The organism is Actinomadura sp. RB99 (assembly GCF_014706005.1).
Taxonomy (GTDB): domain Bacteria; phylum Actinomycetota; class Actinomycetes; order Streptosporangiales; family Streptosporangiaceae; genus Spirillospora.
In genome coordinates, this window is the sequence record NZ_JABMCA010000002.1 from 91,795 (window position 1) to 106,814 (window position 15,020).

The 15,020-nt window shown below is 75.5% G+C and carries 14 protein-coding genes; 3 read left to right on the forward strand and 11 right to left on the reverse strand.

The features are described 5' to 3' along the window. Positions 1–98 precede the first annotated feature (98 nt). Positions 99–1,019, reverse strand: a complete 921-nt coding sequence (locus amrb99_RS02420; RefSeq protein WP_190851635.1) for a dioxygenase — start codon at positions 1,017–1,019, stop codon at positions 99–101. Continuing rightward, complete coding sequence (locus tag amrb99_RS02425; RefSeq protein ID WP_206699760.1) at positions 1,016–2,101, reverse strand: maleylacetate reductase; 1,086 nt, start codon at positions 2,099–2,101, stop codon at positions 1,016–1,018. Before amrb99_RS02425 ends, amrb99_RS02420 begins: the two co-directional genes overlap by 4 nt. 124 nt (positions 2,102–2,225) lie before the next feature. On the opposite strand from amrb99_RS02425, the gene amrb99_RS02430 reads away from it, so the two are divergent. After that, entirely contained in the window at positions 2,226–3,623 is a 1,398-nt protein-coding gene (locus amrb99_RS02430; RefSeq protein ID WP_190851637.1) for an FAD/NAD(P)-binding protein, read from the forward strand. Between the two features lie 34 nt (positions 3,624–3,657). Here amrb99_RS02430 and amrb99_RS02435 read toward each other — a convergent pair whose 3' ends face one another. From amrb99_RS02435 to bla, 7 genes are all read right to left on the reverse strand, one after another. Next, the gene (locus amrb99_RS02435) at positions 3,658–4,605 is read right to left on the reverse strand and encodes a TIGR03564 family F420-dependent LLM class oxidoreductase (protein WP_190851639.1); all 948 of its coding nucleotides are present in this window, start codon (positions 4,603–4,605) and stop codon (positions 3,658–3,660) included. Positions 4,606–4,633: 28 nt separating this feature from the next. Then, positions 4,634–5,776, reverse strand: a complete 1,143-nt coding sequence (locus amrb99_RS02440; RefSeq protein WP_190851641.1) for an FAD-dependent oxidoreductase — start codon at positions 5,774–5,776, stop codon at positions 4,634–4,636. 121 nt (positions 5,777–5,897) lie between these two features. Continuing rightward, on the reverse strand, positions 5,898–6,836 hold the full coding sequence (locus amrb99_RS02445; protein ID WP_190851643.1) for a DMT family transporter: 939 nt from the start codon (positions 6,834–6,836) through the stop codon (positions 5,898–5,900). Then, entirely contained in the window at positions 6,833–8,050 is a 1,218-nt protein-coding gene (locus amrb99_RS02450) for a threonine synthase (RefSeq protein WP_190851646.1), read from the reverse strand. The genes amrb99_RS02445 and amrb99_RS02450 overlap by 4 nt, the downstream gene beginning before the upstream one ends. Positions 8,051–8,132: 82 nt before the next feature. Further along, positions 8,133–9,098 (reverse strand): nitronate monooxygenase, encoded by a 966-nt coding sequence (locus amrb99_RS02455; RefSeq protein WP_190851648.1) that lies wholly within the window; start codon positions 9,096–9,098, stop codon positions 8,133–8,135. A gap of 99 nt (positions 9,099–9,197) precedes the next feature. Further along, a complete protein-coding gene (locus amrb99_RS02460; protein ID WP_190851650.1) occupies positions 9,198–9,551 on the reverse strand; it encodes a hypothetical protein in 354 nt (117 codons plus the stop codon). 142 nt (positions 9,552–9,693) lie between these two features. Next, positions 9,694–10,659: a class A beta-lactamase gene (gene bla, locus amrb99_RS02465; protein WP_190851652.1), complete on the reverse strand. Its 966-nt coding sequence runs from the start codon at positions 10,657–10,659 to the stop codon at positions 9,694–9,696. A gap of 74 nt (positions 10,660–10,733) precedes the next feature. Between bla and amrb99_RS02470 the strand changes: the two genes are divergently transcribed. Beyond that, a complete protein-coding gene (locus amrb99_RS02470) occupies positions 10,734–11,486 on the forward strand; it encodes a hypothetical protein (protein ID WP_190851655.1) in 753 nt (250 codons plus the stop codon). A 183-nt stretch (positions 11,487–11,669) separates the two neighbouring features. Then, a complete protein-coding gene (locus amrb99_RS02475) occupies positions 11,670–12,668 on the forward strand; it encodes a hypothetical protein (RefSeq protein WP_190851657.1) in 999 nt (332 codons plus the stop codon). Between the two features lie 46 nt (positions 12,669–12,714). On the opposite strand, the gene amrb99_RS02480 is transcribed toward amrb99_RS02475, so the two are convergent. Together amrb99_RS02480 and amrb99_RS02485 are read right to left on the reverse strand one after the other, a co-directional pair. Continuing rightward, a complete protein-coding gene (locus tag amrb99_RS02480; protein ID WP_206699761.1) occupies positions 12,715–13,185 on the reverse strand; it encodes a S26 family signal peptidase in 471 nt (156 codons plus the stop codon). After that, a complete protein-coding gene (locus amrb99_RS02485) occupies positions 13,182–15,017 on the reverse strand; it encodes an ABC transporter ATP-binding protein (protein ID WP_347256500.1) in 1,836 nt (611 codons plus the stop codon). The genes amrb99_RS02480 and amrb99_RS02485 overlap by 4 nt, the downstream gene beginning before the upstream one ends. Positions 15,018–15,020 lie beyond the last annotated feature (3 nt).

Sequence of the window (15,020 nt, forward strand, 5' to 3'; positions counted from 1 at the left end):
TGTGGGAACGTCAAGAGACGGCGGGGCCGGGATGTGAGCGATCGGCCCGGCGCCGTCCGGGGCCGGTGGGTTCCGAAGAGAGGGCGGCGGCTCGCCGGTCAGGCGCCGGCGGGCGCCAGGACGATGTCGAACCTGGTCCTCGACCAGGTGCCGCCGACGGCGCGGCCGTCGGGGGTGGGCGTGCCGGCCGGCAGCCGCTCGAAGTCCTTGACCAGCGATTCCCTGACGCCGAAGACGGTGTCGGCGTCCAGCAGCGCGTCGCCGCGTACGAAGATGTGGGTGACCAGGGTGCGGTGGCCGGGGGCGGACACCTTGAAGTGCAGGTGCGAGGCGCGCATGGGAGAGCGGCCGACGGCGGCGAGCATCGCGCCCACCGGCCCGTCGTCCGGGATGGGGTAGGGCGTGGGCGTGACGGCCCAGAACCGGTAGTCCCCGTCCGGTCCGGTGAACAGGTGGGCCCGTCCGGCGGTGCGGCCGTCGTCGTACTGGACGTCGTAGCGGCCGTCGGCGTCGGCCTCCCACACGTCGACGCGGGCGCCGGGGACGGGGGCGCCGCCGGTGTCGCGCACCGTCCCCTCGACCCAGCAGGGCTCGCCGGAGGCGCCGCCGCCGATGTCGCCGCCGAGCTCGATCCGGGGAGCGCCGTCGACGAAGAACGGCCCGAACACGGTCGCCTCGGTGGCGTCGCGGTGGGCCCGGTTGTTGATCGTGATCGTCTGCATCGAGGCGCCGAGGGTGTCGGAGAGCAGGACGAACTCCTGCCGCCGGTCGTCGGTGACGTGGCCGGTCCGGGTGAGGAACCCGATGGCCCTCCACCATTCGTCCTCGGTGAGCCGGACCTCGCGCAGGAAGGCGTGCAGGTGCCGTACGAGCGCGCGCATCAGCTCCCTGAGCCGGGGGTCGGCGCAGCCGTCGAACGAGCGCAGCACCCGTTCGAGGAGCTCCTCTTCGCGCCGCTCCTGCTCGGCGGCCTGCTCGGCGGCGGCGGTCTCGTCGGGCGTCGTGCGGTCCTGGGTCATCGGGGCTCGGTCCCTTCCCATGCCGCCCGCAGCAGGGCGGCGAGGTCGTTGGCGGTGACGGGGCGCGGGTTGTTCGCGGGGACGGCGGCGAGGACGGCCGGGACGGCGGCCGCGATCCCGTCCTCGGGCATGCCCAGGTCGCGCAGGGCGGTCGGGGCGCGCAGCCGGGCGCGCAGCCGGTTCAGCCCGGCGATCGCGCCGTCGGCGCCGAAGGCGGTGGCGATCCGGGCTTCCGCATCCGGGGCGGCGGGCGCGTTGAAGGCGAGCACGTGCGGCAGGACGACCGCGTGGGTCTGCGCGTGCGGCAGGTCGAACATCCCGCCCAGCACGTGGCAGACCTTGTGGTGCAGCCCGGACCCCGCCGACGCGAACGCGACCGCGGCGAGATAGGAGCCGTACAAGGCGTGCTCGCGGCCCGGCAGCCCGGCGGGGTCGGCCATCACCTGGGGCAGGCCGATCCGCAGCGCCCGGATGCCCTCGCCGGCCAGCGCCCGGTCGATCGGGTCGGCGCGCGGGCCCCACATGGCGTCCACGCAGTGCGCCAGCGCGTTGAGCCCGGACGCGGCGCTGAGGTCGGCCGGGAGGGTGAGCGTGAGCGAGGCGTCGTAGACGACCGCGCGGGGCAGGACCCGGTCGTCGGTGCCGGTGGTCTTGCGGCCGTTCTCGGTGAGGCCCCAGACGTCGGTGGCCTCGGAGCCGGCGTAGGTCGTCGGGACCGCGACGATCGGCAGCCCGGTGGTGAGCGCGACCGCCTTGGCCAGCCCGGTGGTGGACCCGCCGCCGACGCAGACGAGCGCGTCGGCGCGGTGCTCGCGGGCCGCCGCGCGGGCGCGTTCGGCGACCGGCAGCGGCACGTGCATGGCGGTCTCGTGGTGCCAGTGCGCGACCGGCAGGCCGCCCGCGACCCGCCGGGCGGTCTCCGCCCCGCCCTTGGCGGCGATCGCCATCACGCGGGACGCTCCGAGCGCGGCGATCTCCTCGGCGAGCGCGGCGGCGGCGTCGCCCGGGGCGAACCGGACCCGCTGGGGCAGGGTGCGGTGCTCGAAGCGCAGCCGCTCGTCGGATTCGGGCGTCATCGTCATAGGGGCGATCGTCTCCGCTAGGCGTCGTCACCGTCGTACCCAAAGATCCGGCCGTCGGCCCCGCGGGCTCGCCGCGAGCAAAATTGAATAATTCTTGTAGGAAATATCAGCTACTCTCGGAGGCATGGCCGACCATGTCGCTGACAGCGCAGCCGAGCCACTGATCGCCGTGGTCGGCGGCGGTGCGAGCGCGACACTGGTGGCCGCGCATCTCCTGCGCCGCACCGGCCCGGTGCCGCGGCTCCTCCTCATCGACGGGCGGGGCCTGCACGGGCGCGGCCAGGCGTATTCCACCGACGACCCGAACCACCTGCTGAACGCCCGCGCGGCGAACATGAGCGGCGTCGAGGGCGACCCCGGCCACCTCCTGGACTGGACGCGCGCCCAGGGGATCGAGGCGTCCGGAGAGGACTTCCTCCCGCGCCCGCTGTACGGCCGCTACCTGCGCGACCTCCTCGACACCTCGGCCCGGGCACGGCCCGGCCACCTGACCGAGCTGACCGGCACCGTGCTCTCCCTCGATGCCGGGCCCGCCGCCAAGGGGTGGACGCTCCGCCTCGCCGACGGCACGTCCCGCGCGGCGGACGCCGTCGTGCTGGCCGTCGGCAACCAGGCGCCGGGCCGCCTGCCCTGGGCGCCGCCCGCCCCCCGGTACATCGCCGACCCGTGGCGGCGCGGAGCGCTGGACGCCATCGACGACGACGCGCCCGTCCTCATCGTCGGCACCGGGCTGACCATGGTCGATCTGGCGATCAGCCTGAGCGGGAGGCGTCCGGGCCGCGTCGTCCACGCCGTGTCCCGGCACGGGCTGCTGCCCCGCGCGCACCATCCGCCGCCGCGCCCGCCGGAAGCCGGACTCGTCCTGCCCCCCGAACCGATGACGCTGCGGGAGCTGCTGCGCTGGGCCAGGCTCGCCGTCCGCGGCAACGGCGGGGAGTGGCACGGCTTCGTCGACGCCGTCCGGCCGCACGTCCCCGCCCTGTGGGGGCGGCTGTCGGACGCCGACCGGCGGCGCTTCCTCGGCCTGGTCGCCCGGCACTGGGAGGTGCACCGCCACCGGATCCCGCCGGCCTCCGCCGCCCGGATCGAGGCGCTGCGCGCCGAGGGCCGCCTCCGCGTCCACCGCGGCCGCGTCGAGGACGTCCGGGCGGGCGCCGGCCACGGGCTCACCGTGCGCGTCGCGACCGAGAGCGGGGCCTCGGAGCTGGAGGTCGGCTGGCTGATCAACGGCACCGGCCCGGCGGGCGGCCCGGCGACCGACCCGTTCCTGTCGAGCCTCGTCACCGCGGGGGTCGCCCGTCCCGGACCGCTCGGCCTCGGGCTGGACGCGGACCCCGACGGCGCCGTCCGCGACGCGGCGGGGCGGCCCCACGGCGACCTGTTCACCCTGGGGCCGCCCCTGCGCGGCGTCCGCTACGAGACCACGGCCATCCCCGAGATCCGGGCCCAGGCCGCCGTTCTCGCCGGCCGCCTCGCCGCCCTCGGCCGCTCGCCCCGCCGGCAGGTCGAACGGGTCCCCTGAGCGGCGCCGCCGGCTTCCCGGGGACGTCCTCGCGTCAGCCGGCCGTGGCGGGAGCCGCGCCGCGCGCCAGGTCGCCGAGGACGCGCCACGTCCTGGCCTGGTCCGCCGGGCCCGTGATGCCGGTCTGGGTGAGGACGACCTCGGTCGCGCCGGCGTCGAAGTAGCGCCGGACCGCGGCGGCGATGGTCTCCTCGTCGCCCGCGACGAGCAGGTCCGCCGCCTTCGATGCGCCTTCCAGAGCGACGACCCGCTGGTAGGAGGGGACGCGGTCGTAGAAGGCGAACTGCTGGGCGGCGGCCGTCCGCGCGGCGTCGACGTCGCCGGTCACCACTCCGGGGACGAGGGCGACGACGCGGGGAGCGGGGCGACCGGCGCGCGCGGCGGCCGCGGTGATGGCCGGGACGATGTGCTCGCCCAGCGTCCGCGGACCGGCCAGGAACGGGAGCGTGCCGTCGCCGAGCTCGCCGGTGACGCGCAGCGCCTGCGGGCCCATCGCGGCGACCAGCAGCGGAACCGCCGGCTCCGCGCCCGGCACGGCGGCGGGCATCGGCGGCGCGGCGGTCAGCGTCTCGCCGCGGAAGTCCGCGGTGCCGGTCTCGGTCAGGGAGCGCAGCACGGTGAGGAACTCGGCCAGCCGCGCGACGGGCCGGTCGTAGGGCACGCCGAACACGGGCTCGACGAACGCCTTGGCCCCGAGCGCGAGGCCCAGGTGGAACCGGCCGCGCGTCGCGGCCTGCGAGGTCTGCGCCTGGCTCGCGACCAGGATCGGGTGCCTCGCGAAGATCGGCACGGCCGACGTCCCCACGGCCAGCCCGGGGGCCTCCCGGCCGACCAGGCCCGCGAGCCCCACCGCGTCGTAGTCGAACCGCTGCCCGAGCCAGACCGAGCCCAGCCCCGCCGCCTCGGCCTCTTTCGCCGCCGCCACCGCCTCGTCGACCGCGTTGCCGGACGGGCCTGGATGAAGCGCTACTCCGATCGTCATGTCGGCGGCAACCCGCCCCGGAGACCCACTATTCCCGTCGGGAAACTAGAAATTTCGCCGGTGCGGCGCGCTCACCAGACACCGCGTCGGCGATGATCCGGCCGAGCAGCGGCGCGAACTTGGCGCCGTGCCCCGAGCAGGGCGAGGCGACGGTGACCCCGCCTACGCCGTCGATCACGAAGTCCTCGGTGGGGGTGTTGGTGAAGAGGCAGGTCGTCTCGGCGTACGGCTCGGGGACGAGCCCGGGCAGGGTCCGGCGGACGTACGCCGCGACCCGCGCGCGGTTGGCGGGGTCGACCTCCCCGCTCTGCGCCGCCGCGCTGCGGATCGGCCGGCCGCCGTTGTACTCGGCGACCTTCAGTCCGGTCCGGCCGCCGGGGAGGGCGGCGTCGCGCCCGCCCGGCAGCCCGTAGACCAGCATGGACGGGATCCCGTGGATGAACGTCGGCCACGGTCCGTCCGAGCCGGCGCGGTAGGGGAAGTGGTAGGCGTTCTCCTGCATCACCCGCAGCGGCGGGAACGCCGCCAGGAAGGACTCGGGCAGAGCCAGGTCGCCGAGCAGGTCGGGGAGCCATCCGCCGGCGGTGACGACGGCCTTCTCGGCCTCCTCGGCGCGCCCGTCCGCTCCGACCACCCGGAGGCCGGCGCCCGCGCGCTCGACCGAGGCCACCGGCCACCCCGTCTCGACGCGGGCGCCGTCGGCCCGCGCCAGCCGCAGCATGGCCGCGACGGCGGACTCCGCGTCGATCACCCCGGCGTCCGGGTGCCACAGCACGTCCGCGCCGCTGTCGCCGAAGTCGAACTGCGGCCAGCGCGCGGCCGCCTCGGCCACGGTGAGCAGCTCGTGGTCGACGCCGACCTCCTCGAACACGGCCGCCAGCGCCGCCGGGTCACGGTCGGCCCCGAAGTCCACCGAGCCCGTCGGGGTGACGAGGCGCTCCCCGGCGAGGCGCTCCAGCTCGTCCCATTCGAGCCGCGCGTCGACGACGAGCCGGGCGTAGAACGGGTCGGGGTAGGCGTACCGGAGGATGCGCGCGGACCCGTGCGAGCTGCCCTCGCCGTTCGCCGGAGTGGAGCGTTCCAGCACGGTCACCTCGTGACCGCGCCGGGCCAGCTGCCAGGCGGCCGCGGCGCCGGCGAGGCCGGCTCCGACGACGATGCAGGTGCTCATCGGGCTTCCTCCTTCGCGGCGAGCGCGCGCCGGTCGGCCGGGGACCGGCGAGCCGCCGGACCGGTCAAGGACACGATCTCAGAAGCCGGCACCGGCCGCGCGACCGCCCGGCGCCGGCGGCCTACCGGGGCGCCCGGGCCAGCACCAGCAGGACGCCCGCGCCCGAGACCGCCATACCGGCGATCACGCTCGCGGTGATGCCCTGCCCGAGGATCGGCACCGCGAGCACGGCCGTCACCGGCGGCACCAGGTACAGCAGGCTGGTCGCCGCGCCGCCCGTGCCGCGCCGCAGCAGGACGAACAGCAGGACGAGCGCGCCGATCGAGTTGACGACCGCCAGCCACGCCAGCGAGCCGAGCGCCTGCCCGGTCAGCGGGATGCGCAGCCCGCCGTGCGCCATCGCCAGCGGGAACGTGGTGAGTGTCGCGCCGAGGAGCTGCACGGTGGTCCCCGTCCGCAGGTCCACCGAGCCTCCGAACCGCTTCTGGTAGAGCGTCCCGGCGGCGAGGCCGGCCAGCGCCAGGCCCGTGTAGGCGTACCCGGCGGTCCGCGCTCCGCCCGACAGGTTCCCGCTGACGCAGACGACGACGCCCGCCAGTCCCAGCGCGAGACCGGCCCACTGCCGGCCGGTCAGCCGCTCGGAGAACATCGGGACGGCGACCGCCGCGACGATCAGCGGGCAGGCGCTCAGGATCAGCGACGACAGCCCCGCCGGCACGCCGTGCGCCAGCCCGAAGAACACGCCGCCGAGCTGCACCGTCTGGAGCAGCACGCCCGTCACGAGCAGGTGCGCGTACGTGCGCCGCTCCCTCGGCCACGGCGCACGGGTGGCGAGGGAGACCGCTCCGAGGACGGTGAACGCGACGAGGAACCGCCAGGCGACCAGGGCGAGCGACGCTCCGCTGCGCGCCCCGAGCGTCCCGGCGAGGTAGCCGCTGCTCCAGATCGGCACGAACACGACCGGCAGGGCGGCCGCCGCGAGCCGCCCGGCGGCCCGTCCGCGCGCCGTCCCGGCGGGCTCGCGGCATTCGGACGGCGCGGCCGCCGGCCCGGCGCTCACGCGAGGCGGCCGTCGGCCGGAAGGACCGGCGCCGCGACGGGCACGGTCCCGGGGTATTTCAGTCCGGCGCCGGTGTTGAGGACGACGACGCGCTCGTCCTCGCCCAGCCAACCTGACGCCCGCAGCTTCCGGGCGGCGGCGAACGCGGCGGCGCCCTCGGGGCAGACGAACGCCCCCTCCAGCGCGGTCACCTCCCTCAGCTCGGCCAGCAGCTCGTCGTCGGTCACGGCGACCGCCGTGCCGGACGTCTCCGCCAGCGCGTCGAGGATGAGGAAGTCGCCCAAGGGCTTGGGGACGTTGATGCCGAACGCCACCGTGCTCGCCTTCGCCCAGGGGCGCGTCGTCCGCTCGCCCCGCTCGAACGCCTCGACGACCGGGGCGCAGCCCTCCGCCTGCACGGCCACCAGGCGCGGGAGCGGGCCGGAGATCCAGCCCAGCTCGCGCAGCTCGGTCAGGGCCTTGTGGATCCCGATCAGCCCCACGCCGCCGCCCGTCGGATAGAGGATCGCGTCGGGCGGCGTCCAGCCGAGCTGCTCGGCGATCTCCAGGCCCATCGTCTTCTTGCCCTCGATGCGGTAGGGCTCCTTGAGCGTCGAGGCGTCGAAGACCCGGCCCCCGGACGCCGCGACCAGCGCGCCGACGACCCGACCGGCGTCGCTGATCAGGCCGTCGACCAGGTGCAGGTCGGCGCCGGCCGCCGCGCACTCGCGCCGGGTGATCTCCGGGGCGTCGACCGGCATCACGATCGTGGCGGTCAGGCCGGCGCGGGCGCCGTAGAGGGCCCACGCGGCGCCGGCGTTGCCGTTGGTGGGCATCGCGAGGCGCTCGACGCCGAGCTCCGCCGCCCGCGACACCCCGACGGCCGCCCCGCGCGCCTTGAACGAGCCGGACGGGAGCAGCCCCTCGTCCTTCATCAGCAGCCCGGGCAGCCCGATGCGCTCGCCGTACCGGGGGACCGGCAGCAGCGGCGTCATCCCCTCGCCCAGGCTCACCACCGCCTCCGGGCTCCCGACGGGCAGCAGCTCGTGGTAGCGCCAGAGGTCGGGCGGTCGTCCCGCGACGTCCTCCGGGCGCACCGCCGCGCGGACCGCGGGCAGGTCGTAGCGGGCGAGCAGCGGCCTCCCGCATTCGGGGCACAGGTTCCGCAGGACGCCGGCGTCGCGCTCGGTCCCGCACCAACCGCACTCCAGATGGGAAAGATGGCTGAACGCCATGCTCCGCTCCTCCCGGCGCCCCGATGCCTATTCTCACTAATCTAGTAGGAAATTCGTGGTCGCCGCTTCCCCGCCGTCGCGGTCAGCGCCCGAGGGCTCGGGCCAGGGCCTCCTCGGCCTGCGCGGCGAGGGAGCCGACCAGATCGGCGGCGGACGGCAGGTCCTCGATGAGATCGACGCCCTCGCCCGCCCACCGCGGCAGGGCGGGGATCTCGCCTCGCGCCACGGCGTCCCGGTACGCCTGCCCGGCGTGGGCGTCGGCCGCGAGCTCGTCCTCCCGGCCCCGCCATTCGTCCAGGAAGGGGTGGCCGAGGGTGCGCGCGGTGTACCGCTCCGGCCAACGGGAGCCCCGGGCGATGTCCAGCACCCTGTTGCGCTCGGTGTCCTCCGCGCGCGCTTCGACGAGCGCCTTCGCGGTCGCGGGGTCGACGAGGGCCTCGGCGGTGGCCTGGAAGCGGGTGCCGAGCAGCGCCCCGGCGGCCCCCAGCGCCAGGGCGGCCGCCACGCCGCGGCCGTCGGCGATCCCGCCGGCCGCCAGGACGGGCACCGGCGCCGCCAGGTCCACCACGACGGGCACGAACGGCAGCGTGGACCGCCCGTGCCGGGCGCCGTGCCCGCCGGCCTCGGTGCCCTGCGCGACGATCACGTCCGCGCCCAGATCGACCGCCCGGCGGGCCTCCTCCAGGTCGGTCACCTGGAGGATCAGCGCCGTGCCCGCGCCGCGGACGCGCTCCGCGAACGGGCCGGGGTCGCCGAACGACAGCATCACCGCGCTCGGGCGGTGCTCCAGCGCACGCGCGATCGTCCCGTCGTCGATCGCCCATGCCTGGAAGCCGATGCCCCACGGCCTCCCGGCGACCTCCTCGGCCAGGACCGGCAGCTCGCGGGCCAGCCAGTCCGGGTCCCCGGTCCCGCTGCCCAGCAGCCCGAGGCCGCCGCCGCGCGAGACGGCCGCCGTCAGCGCACCGCCGGCCGACCCGCCCATCGGGGCCAAGGCGATCGGGTGCCGCACTCCGAACATGTCCGTGAACGCCGTCGACAGTGCCATGTCCCGATCATGGCCCACCCGCAGTACCGGTCGCGACGCGGCGCAGACGGACGCCTCGCCTTCTGGCTCGGCCGGGTGGCGGCCGCTTCTCCGGCCGGGCTAGAAGACGAACTCGATGCGGGACAGGGCGATGCCGAACCCGATGAGGGCGCACACTCCCAGGCCCAGCGTGCCGGACAGAAAGCCCCACGCGGTGGCCAGGGCGACCGGTCTGGAAGGCGCCGCCAGCGGCCCCGCCACCCAGCCGAGGGCGGCGCCCAGCGGAGGAAGCCCGCCGATCACGCATGCGCTGAACAGCAGGCGCACCTTGGTCCGGTGGTTGCCCTGCCAGTCGGTGGCGCTCAGGTGATGCGCGGCCGAGGAGGCGGTCTCGGCCCACCACACGATGAAGACCGCCCAGATGACCAGCGCGACGACCGCCAGGCCGACGGCGCCCTTCCGTGAACTGTTCATCGGCGGATCCCTGACGCGGAACGGAGAAGCGGGCGGCGGCGATCGGCCTCGGCCGCCTCCGCTTCAGTACAGTTCACCGTTCTCCTTCCGGCAAGCCCCGGCGACCATTCGCGGTCTCGGCCTCTCACCCCGGCGGGAGCGGTCAGGTCGTGAGCCGGGTCGCGACGTGGGCGGCCGCTTCTGCGATCAGGGCGTCCTTGTAGGGCGCGCCGTATCCGCGGCGGTCGGTCATGACGGCCACCACCAGCGGGGGTGTCCGCGGCGGCCACACGACGGCGACGTCGTTGACACGGCCCCAGTTGCCGTTGCCGGTCTTGTCGGCGACCGTCCATCCTTTCGGCAGCCCGGCGCGGATGCGGGTGGCGCCGGTCATGCTGCGCAGCATCCAGCCCTTGAGCAGGGCGCGCTTGTCCGCGGGCAGCGCGTCCCCGAGGACGAGCGCGCGGTAGTCGGCGGCGATGGCGCGGGGCGTGGTGGTGTCGCGGGGGTCGCCCGGGCCGATCTTGTTGAGCTCCGGCTCGTAGTCGTCCATGCGGCCCACGGTGTCGCCGAGGCCGCGCAGGTAGGCGGTCAGCCGGGCGGGGCCGCCGAGGTCGCGCATCAGCAGGTTGCCCGCGGTGCCGTCGCTGTACCGGATGGCCGCGTCGCACAGCTGCCCGATGGTCATTCCTGTCGCGATGTGGTTCTCGGTGATCGGCGAGATGGAGTCGACGTCGGCCTTGGTATAGGTGACGCGCTTGTCGAGATGGCCGAGCGGGTTGCCGTGCAGCACCGCCGCCGCGGCGAGCGCTTTGAAAGTGGAGCAGAACGCGAACCGCTCGTCGGCGCGGTAGGCCACCGCGGCGCCGGTGCCGGTGGCCACGGCGTAGACGCCAAGGCGGGCGCGGTGCTTGCGCTCCAGTGCGGCGAAGCGCGCATCGTCCGGGGGAGCGGTGGTGCGGCGCTCCGAAGCTGACGGCCTTGGGCTCGACTGGTGCTGGTCGTCGCATCCCGCAAGCGGCAGGAGCGCCGCGCCGAGCAGCAGGGCGCGCCTGGACGGTCCGGACCGCTCGAAGGGCGTCGGGTGGTGGCCGCCTTCGGCTTCGCAAGAGGGTCGCGCGCTGGGCATGGCGGCCATGACAGCACGGCCGTTCCGGCGGCGTCCAAGTCCGATATCGATCATCGATCGATAGCCGGAAGCGTATGTTCGCTGGTGGTCAACAGACGAGGGGCCTCCCGTGTTGGGGCATCGCCCGTCTCTCTGGACTGCGCGCGCTGGGGTTCGTCCTGCTCGGGACGGTCGACGGCGTCGGGCCGCTGCTGTGCGCGGCCGCCGTCCTCGCCCTCGGCGGCGCGCTCTACAACCCCGCCGCGCAGTGCCTGCTGGCCGGGGTCGGCCCCGGCCGCCGGGCGCGCGGGTTCGCCGGCCATGTCGCGATGCAGCACGTCGCGACGGTGTTCGGCCCGGTCATGGGCCTTGCGATCCTCTCCGTCGGCCGAGGCTTCGCTCCTCTGGCCGCGACGGCGGCCGCCCTGTGGGCGACCGGCGGCGTGTTGTTCCTCCTCGTGCCTCACCGCAGCCCGCAACCTGCGGTGAGACGCCGTCGGGAGCTCTTCGCGGGCGTGCGCACGGTGTTCGGCGACCGCTCCTTCCTCCTCTTCGCGCTGGCGGCCTCGCCGACGACGCTGCTGGCCAACGGCATGCTCACCGCCGTCCCGCTCCTGGACTTCACTCCGGCGGCGGCGACGCTGTGCTTCTGCGTCCTGGCCGCGGTCGCGGCGGCCGCCCAGCCCTTCGTGGCCGCCGGCCGTCGCGGCGAACGTCCCTGTGTGCTGCGCCTCGGCCTGCTGTGCACGGCGTCCTGCAGTCCGCCGCCGGGCTGTTCTCCTTCGCGGGCGACCTGCTCATCGGCCGGCTCTTCGACCTGGGCGCGGTCGCCGCGACCGCGGCCCTGATCGGCCTCGGCGCGTTCGCGCTCGCGGCCGCGATCGGTGTCCGCGACCCGTGAGGAGCGGCGGACGAGCCGGACGAGCCGGACGAGCGCGGACCGAGGTAGCGAGCGGCACGGCCAGGTGGCCATCCGGGCGTCGACCGTTGGCCGATTCGGCGTGCGGGTGCCCGTTCCTAGGCTCGCGAGCATGTTCCGTTCCGCGCGCCGCCGCAGGTTCGTGCCCGCCCTGGCGCTGTTCCTGCTCGCGCCCCTGGTGGGGGAGTTCCTGCTCGGCAACCAGCCGATCACCGATCTGTCCGGCCTGGTCATGCTGGCCCCGCTGTACGGCGGCGGCGCGCTGCTGGTGCGCGAGACGGCGCGGCGGACCGGGCACGGCCGGCCGACGATGATCGTCCTTGCCGTCGCCTACGCGCTGATCGAGGAGGGCCCGGTCGACCAGATGCTGTGGAACCCGCACTATGGCGGGTTCGACATGGGCTCGGCTTACGCGGCCACGCACATCCCGCTGCTCGGCACCAGCGTCGAGATGCTGGAGGACGTCGTGTCGATGCACACGATCTGGAGCATCTGCGTCCCGATCGCGCTCGTCGAGGCGTTCACGCGCGAACCGCGCCGGCCGTGGCTCGGGCGGGCCGGGCTGCTCGCCGCCGGACTGCTCTTCGTGGCCGCTTCGGTCCTGCTGGGCGTCGCGCAGGCGCGGTCGGAGCACTTCGTCGCCTCGCCGCGCCAGTTCGCCGTCGCGGGCATCGCGATCGTCGGGCTGATCGTCGCGGGATTCGTCCTGGGACGCCGTCCGGCGGCCAAGCCGCAGGTGGACGCGGATGCGCCGAGCCCGTGGACGGTCGGCGCCGCGGCCTTCGCCGTCACGAGCCTCTACTGGCTGCGCGACCGGCTGCCCGAGGGGCTCTCGGTCTGGTGGCCGGTGGCGGCGTGGTTCGTCGTGCTCGGCGCGGCGGTCGCGGTGTGCGCGCGCTGGTCGCGGAGCCGCGGCTGGGGCCCGTCCCATCGTCTGGCGCTGGCGGGCGGCGCGCTGCTCACCTATGTGTGGGTGGGCTTCACGCACGCCGAGGAGATGGGCGTCCCCGTCGCGACCGCTCTGACCGGGAACGCCGTCTTCGGGACGGGGGCGGTCCTGCTGCTGCTGGCGGCGGCCGCCCGCGCCCGCCGCCCGTCGGCCACTGCCTGATGCGGCTGCTCGCCATCGACGCCGTGTTCGGCCAGAGCAACCACCGCTACCTGGCGGTGGGAGCGGGCAGTGCGCGGATCACGACGCCTACGAGCCGGTCGCTGGAGACGTACCCGTAGTGCCGGGAGTCCCAGCTCGTCGGACGGTTGTCGCCCAGGACCACCAGGGAGCCGCGCGGCACGGTGGTTCCGGCGATCCCTTCCACATCCGGGTCGGCCCAGTCGGCGGGGAGCGTGTCGCCCTGCACGGCCACGACCCGCTTGAGGAGCAGGGTCCCTCGCCGGGCGGCCGGACGCCCGTTCCCGTCCGTCCCGTCCTGCCCGTCCGCGGCCCAGAAGAGCACCACCTGGCCGCGGCGGGCGCGCCTCGTCCTGCGGACGAGCACGCGGCCGCCGGACCGCAGGCCCGGTTCCATGCTCGCGCCGTCCACGGTCGTGACGATGAGGACGCGGCGGACCGCCAGCGCCAGCAGCCCGGCGGCCATCAGCGTTCCCGCGGCGGAGCGCGCGAGCGTCACGGCACCTCCTGCTGGTAGCCGGCGGCCTGCATGCGGAAGAGCCGGGCGTAGCCGCCGTCCGCCGCGAGCAGCGCGTCGTGCGTCCCGTGCTCGACGATCCGCCCGTCCCGCAGGACCGCGATGCGGTCGGCGTCGCGGACGGCGCTGAGCCGGTGGGAGATCAGCAGGCTGGTGCGGCCCTCGCGGTGCTCCCGCATGCGGGCGTGGACCTCCTGCTCGGCCTCGGGGTCGAGGCCCGAGCTGGGCTCGTCGAGGATCATCAGGTCCCGGCCCTCCCGCACCAGCGCGCGGGCCAGCGCGAGCCGCTGCCACTGCCCGCCGGACAGCACGACGCCGGTCACCGGGTCGTCCTGGTCCGCCCCGAGCACGAACATCCGGGTGAGCGGGGTGTCGTAGCCGCGCGACAGCGAGGAGAGCGTGCCGTCGATGCCCGCCCGGACGGCCGCCCGCCGGAGGCGGTCCTGGTCGCCGAGCGCGGTGAGGTCGCCGAGCGCGATGTTCTCACCGGCCGTCATGTCGTAGTTCATGTGGTCCTGGAACACCGCGCTGATGCGCTCGCGCAGCCGCGCGGGCGGGATGTCGCGCAGGTCGACGCCGTCCCAGAGGATCCGGCCCTTGGTCGGGTCGTACATCCGGCAGAGCAGCTTGACGAGGGTGCTCTTCCCGGCGCCGTTGAGGCCGACGAGCGCGACGGCGCTTCCCTGCGGGATCGTCAGGTCGACGCCTTGCAGCACCCACGGATGGTCGTCGCTGTAGCGGAACCAGACGTCCTGCAGTTCGATGCCCTTTCGCAGCGGCGGCGCCTCCCCGTCCAGCGCCTTCGGCAGGTCGGGCTCGGCGTCGGTGACGGCGATGAAGTGGGTGAAGGCCAGCAGCCGGGCCTGCCCTCCGGAGATCGCCGCGGTGAGCGTCCCGAGCGCCCCCTGCACGCCGACGACCGCCGCGAGGAACATGGACACGTCCCCGATGCCGATCTCGCCGCGCCGCGCCGCCGTGACCGCCCACCACAGCCCGGCCCCGGCGGCCGCCGCGCTCATGACCGTGAGCCCGCCCTGCGTCCGGAGCTCGCGCAGGTCCATCCGCCGGCTCTCGGCGTTGGCGCTCCGCCGCTCCCGCATCATCAGCCCGCGCAGGAACGCGCCGATGCCGAAGAGGCGGATCTCGGTGGCGGCGGCCGTCCCGGTGAGGAGCTGCCCGTAGAAGTACTCGCGGCGGTGGTACCGCTCGATGCTCCACTCCATCGCCGACCGGCGCCGGGTGAGCAGGATCTCGGCGGCGAGCGCGGGGACCGCGGCGATGAGGACGACGGCGGTCATGGCCGGGCTGATCAGGAGCAGGGAGCCGAGGAAGCCGAGCAGGGACGCCGCGCCGCCGAGGCCGCCGCCGATGCCGTCCACGATCTCGGGGACCCGGCCGACGCCCTCCTGGGCGAGCCTGAGCCGGTCCTGGTAGGCGGGGTCCTCGAAGTTGCGCAGCCCGACCTGCCGCTCGGCCGCGGCGAACAGCCGGTCGGTCCCGGCCAGGCCGGCGGACCGGCCGATCTGCGCCCTCAGGTAGTGGACGGCCACCGGCAGGGCCGCCGCGGCGAGCCCGGTCGCGGCCAGCCCGAGCGCCGGCCCGCCGACCGCGCCGTGCGGGGTCGTCAGCCGGTCGATCACCGTCTTGGTCAGCCACGCGGTCGCGACCGGCGCCGCGGACGCGGCGAGCGTCAGGACGACGAAGAGCGGCGCGCCGACCCTGGCCGACCGCAGGATGAGCGCGACGGCCCGCACGGCGGCGGCCCACAGGCCGGCGGCGCCGACGCGCATGCCGCCGGCGGGGGAGTCGCCCACCGC

Excerpts from the sequence above, each read along its gene's own strand:
- amrb99_RS02420 (WP_190851635.1), bottom strand. The coding sequence starts at position 1,019 with ATGACCCAGGACCGCACGACGCCCGACGAGACCGCCGCCGCCGAGCAG.
- amrb99_RS02425 (WP_206699760.1), bottom strand. The coding sequence starts at position 2,101 with ATGACGATGACGCCCGAATCCGACGAGCGGCTGCGCTTCGAGCACCGC.
- amrb99_RS02430 (WP_190851637.1), top strand. The coding sequence starts at position 2,226 with ATGGCCGACCATGTCGCTGACAGCGCAGCCGAGCCACTGATCGCCGTG.
- amrb99_RS02435 (WP_190851639.1), bottom strand. The coding sequence starts at position 4,605 with ATGACGATCGGAGTAGCGCTTCATCCAGGCCCGTCCGGCAACGCGGTC.
- amrb99_RS02440 (WP_190851641.1), bottom strand. The coding sequence starts at position 5,776 with ATGAGCACCTGCATCGTCGTCGGAGCCGGCCTCGCCGGCGCCGCGGCC.
- amrb99_RS02450 (WP_190851646.1), bottom strand. The coding sequence starts at position 8,050 with ATGGCGTTCAGCCATCTTTCCCATCTGGAGTGCGGTTGGTGCGGGACC.
- amrb99_RS02455 (WP_190851648.1), bottom strand. The coding sequence starts at position 9,098 with ATGGCACTGTCGACGGCGTTCACGGACATGTTCGGAGTGCGGCACCCG.
- amrb99_RS02460 (WP_190851650.1), bottom strand. The coding sequence starts at position 9,551 with ATGAACAGTTCACGGAAGGGCGCCGTCGGCCTGGCGGTCGTCGCGCTG.
- bla (WP_190851652.1), bottom strand. The coding sequence starts at position 10,659 with ATGCCCAGCGCGCGACCCTCTTGCGAAGCCGAAGGCGGCCACCACCCG.
- amrb99_RS02470 (WP_190851655.1), top strand. The coding sequence starts at position 10,734 with ATGTTCGCTGGTGGTCAACAGACGAGGGGCCTCCCGTGTTGGGGCATC.
- amrb99_RS02475 (WP_190851657.1), top strand. The coding sequence starts at position 11,670 with ATGTTCCGTTCCGCGCGCCGCCGCAGGTTCGTGCCCGCCCTGGCGCTG.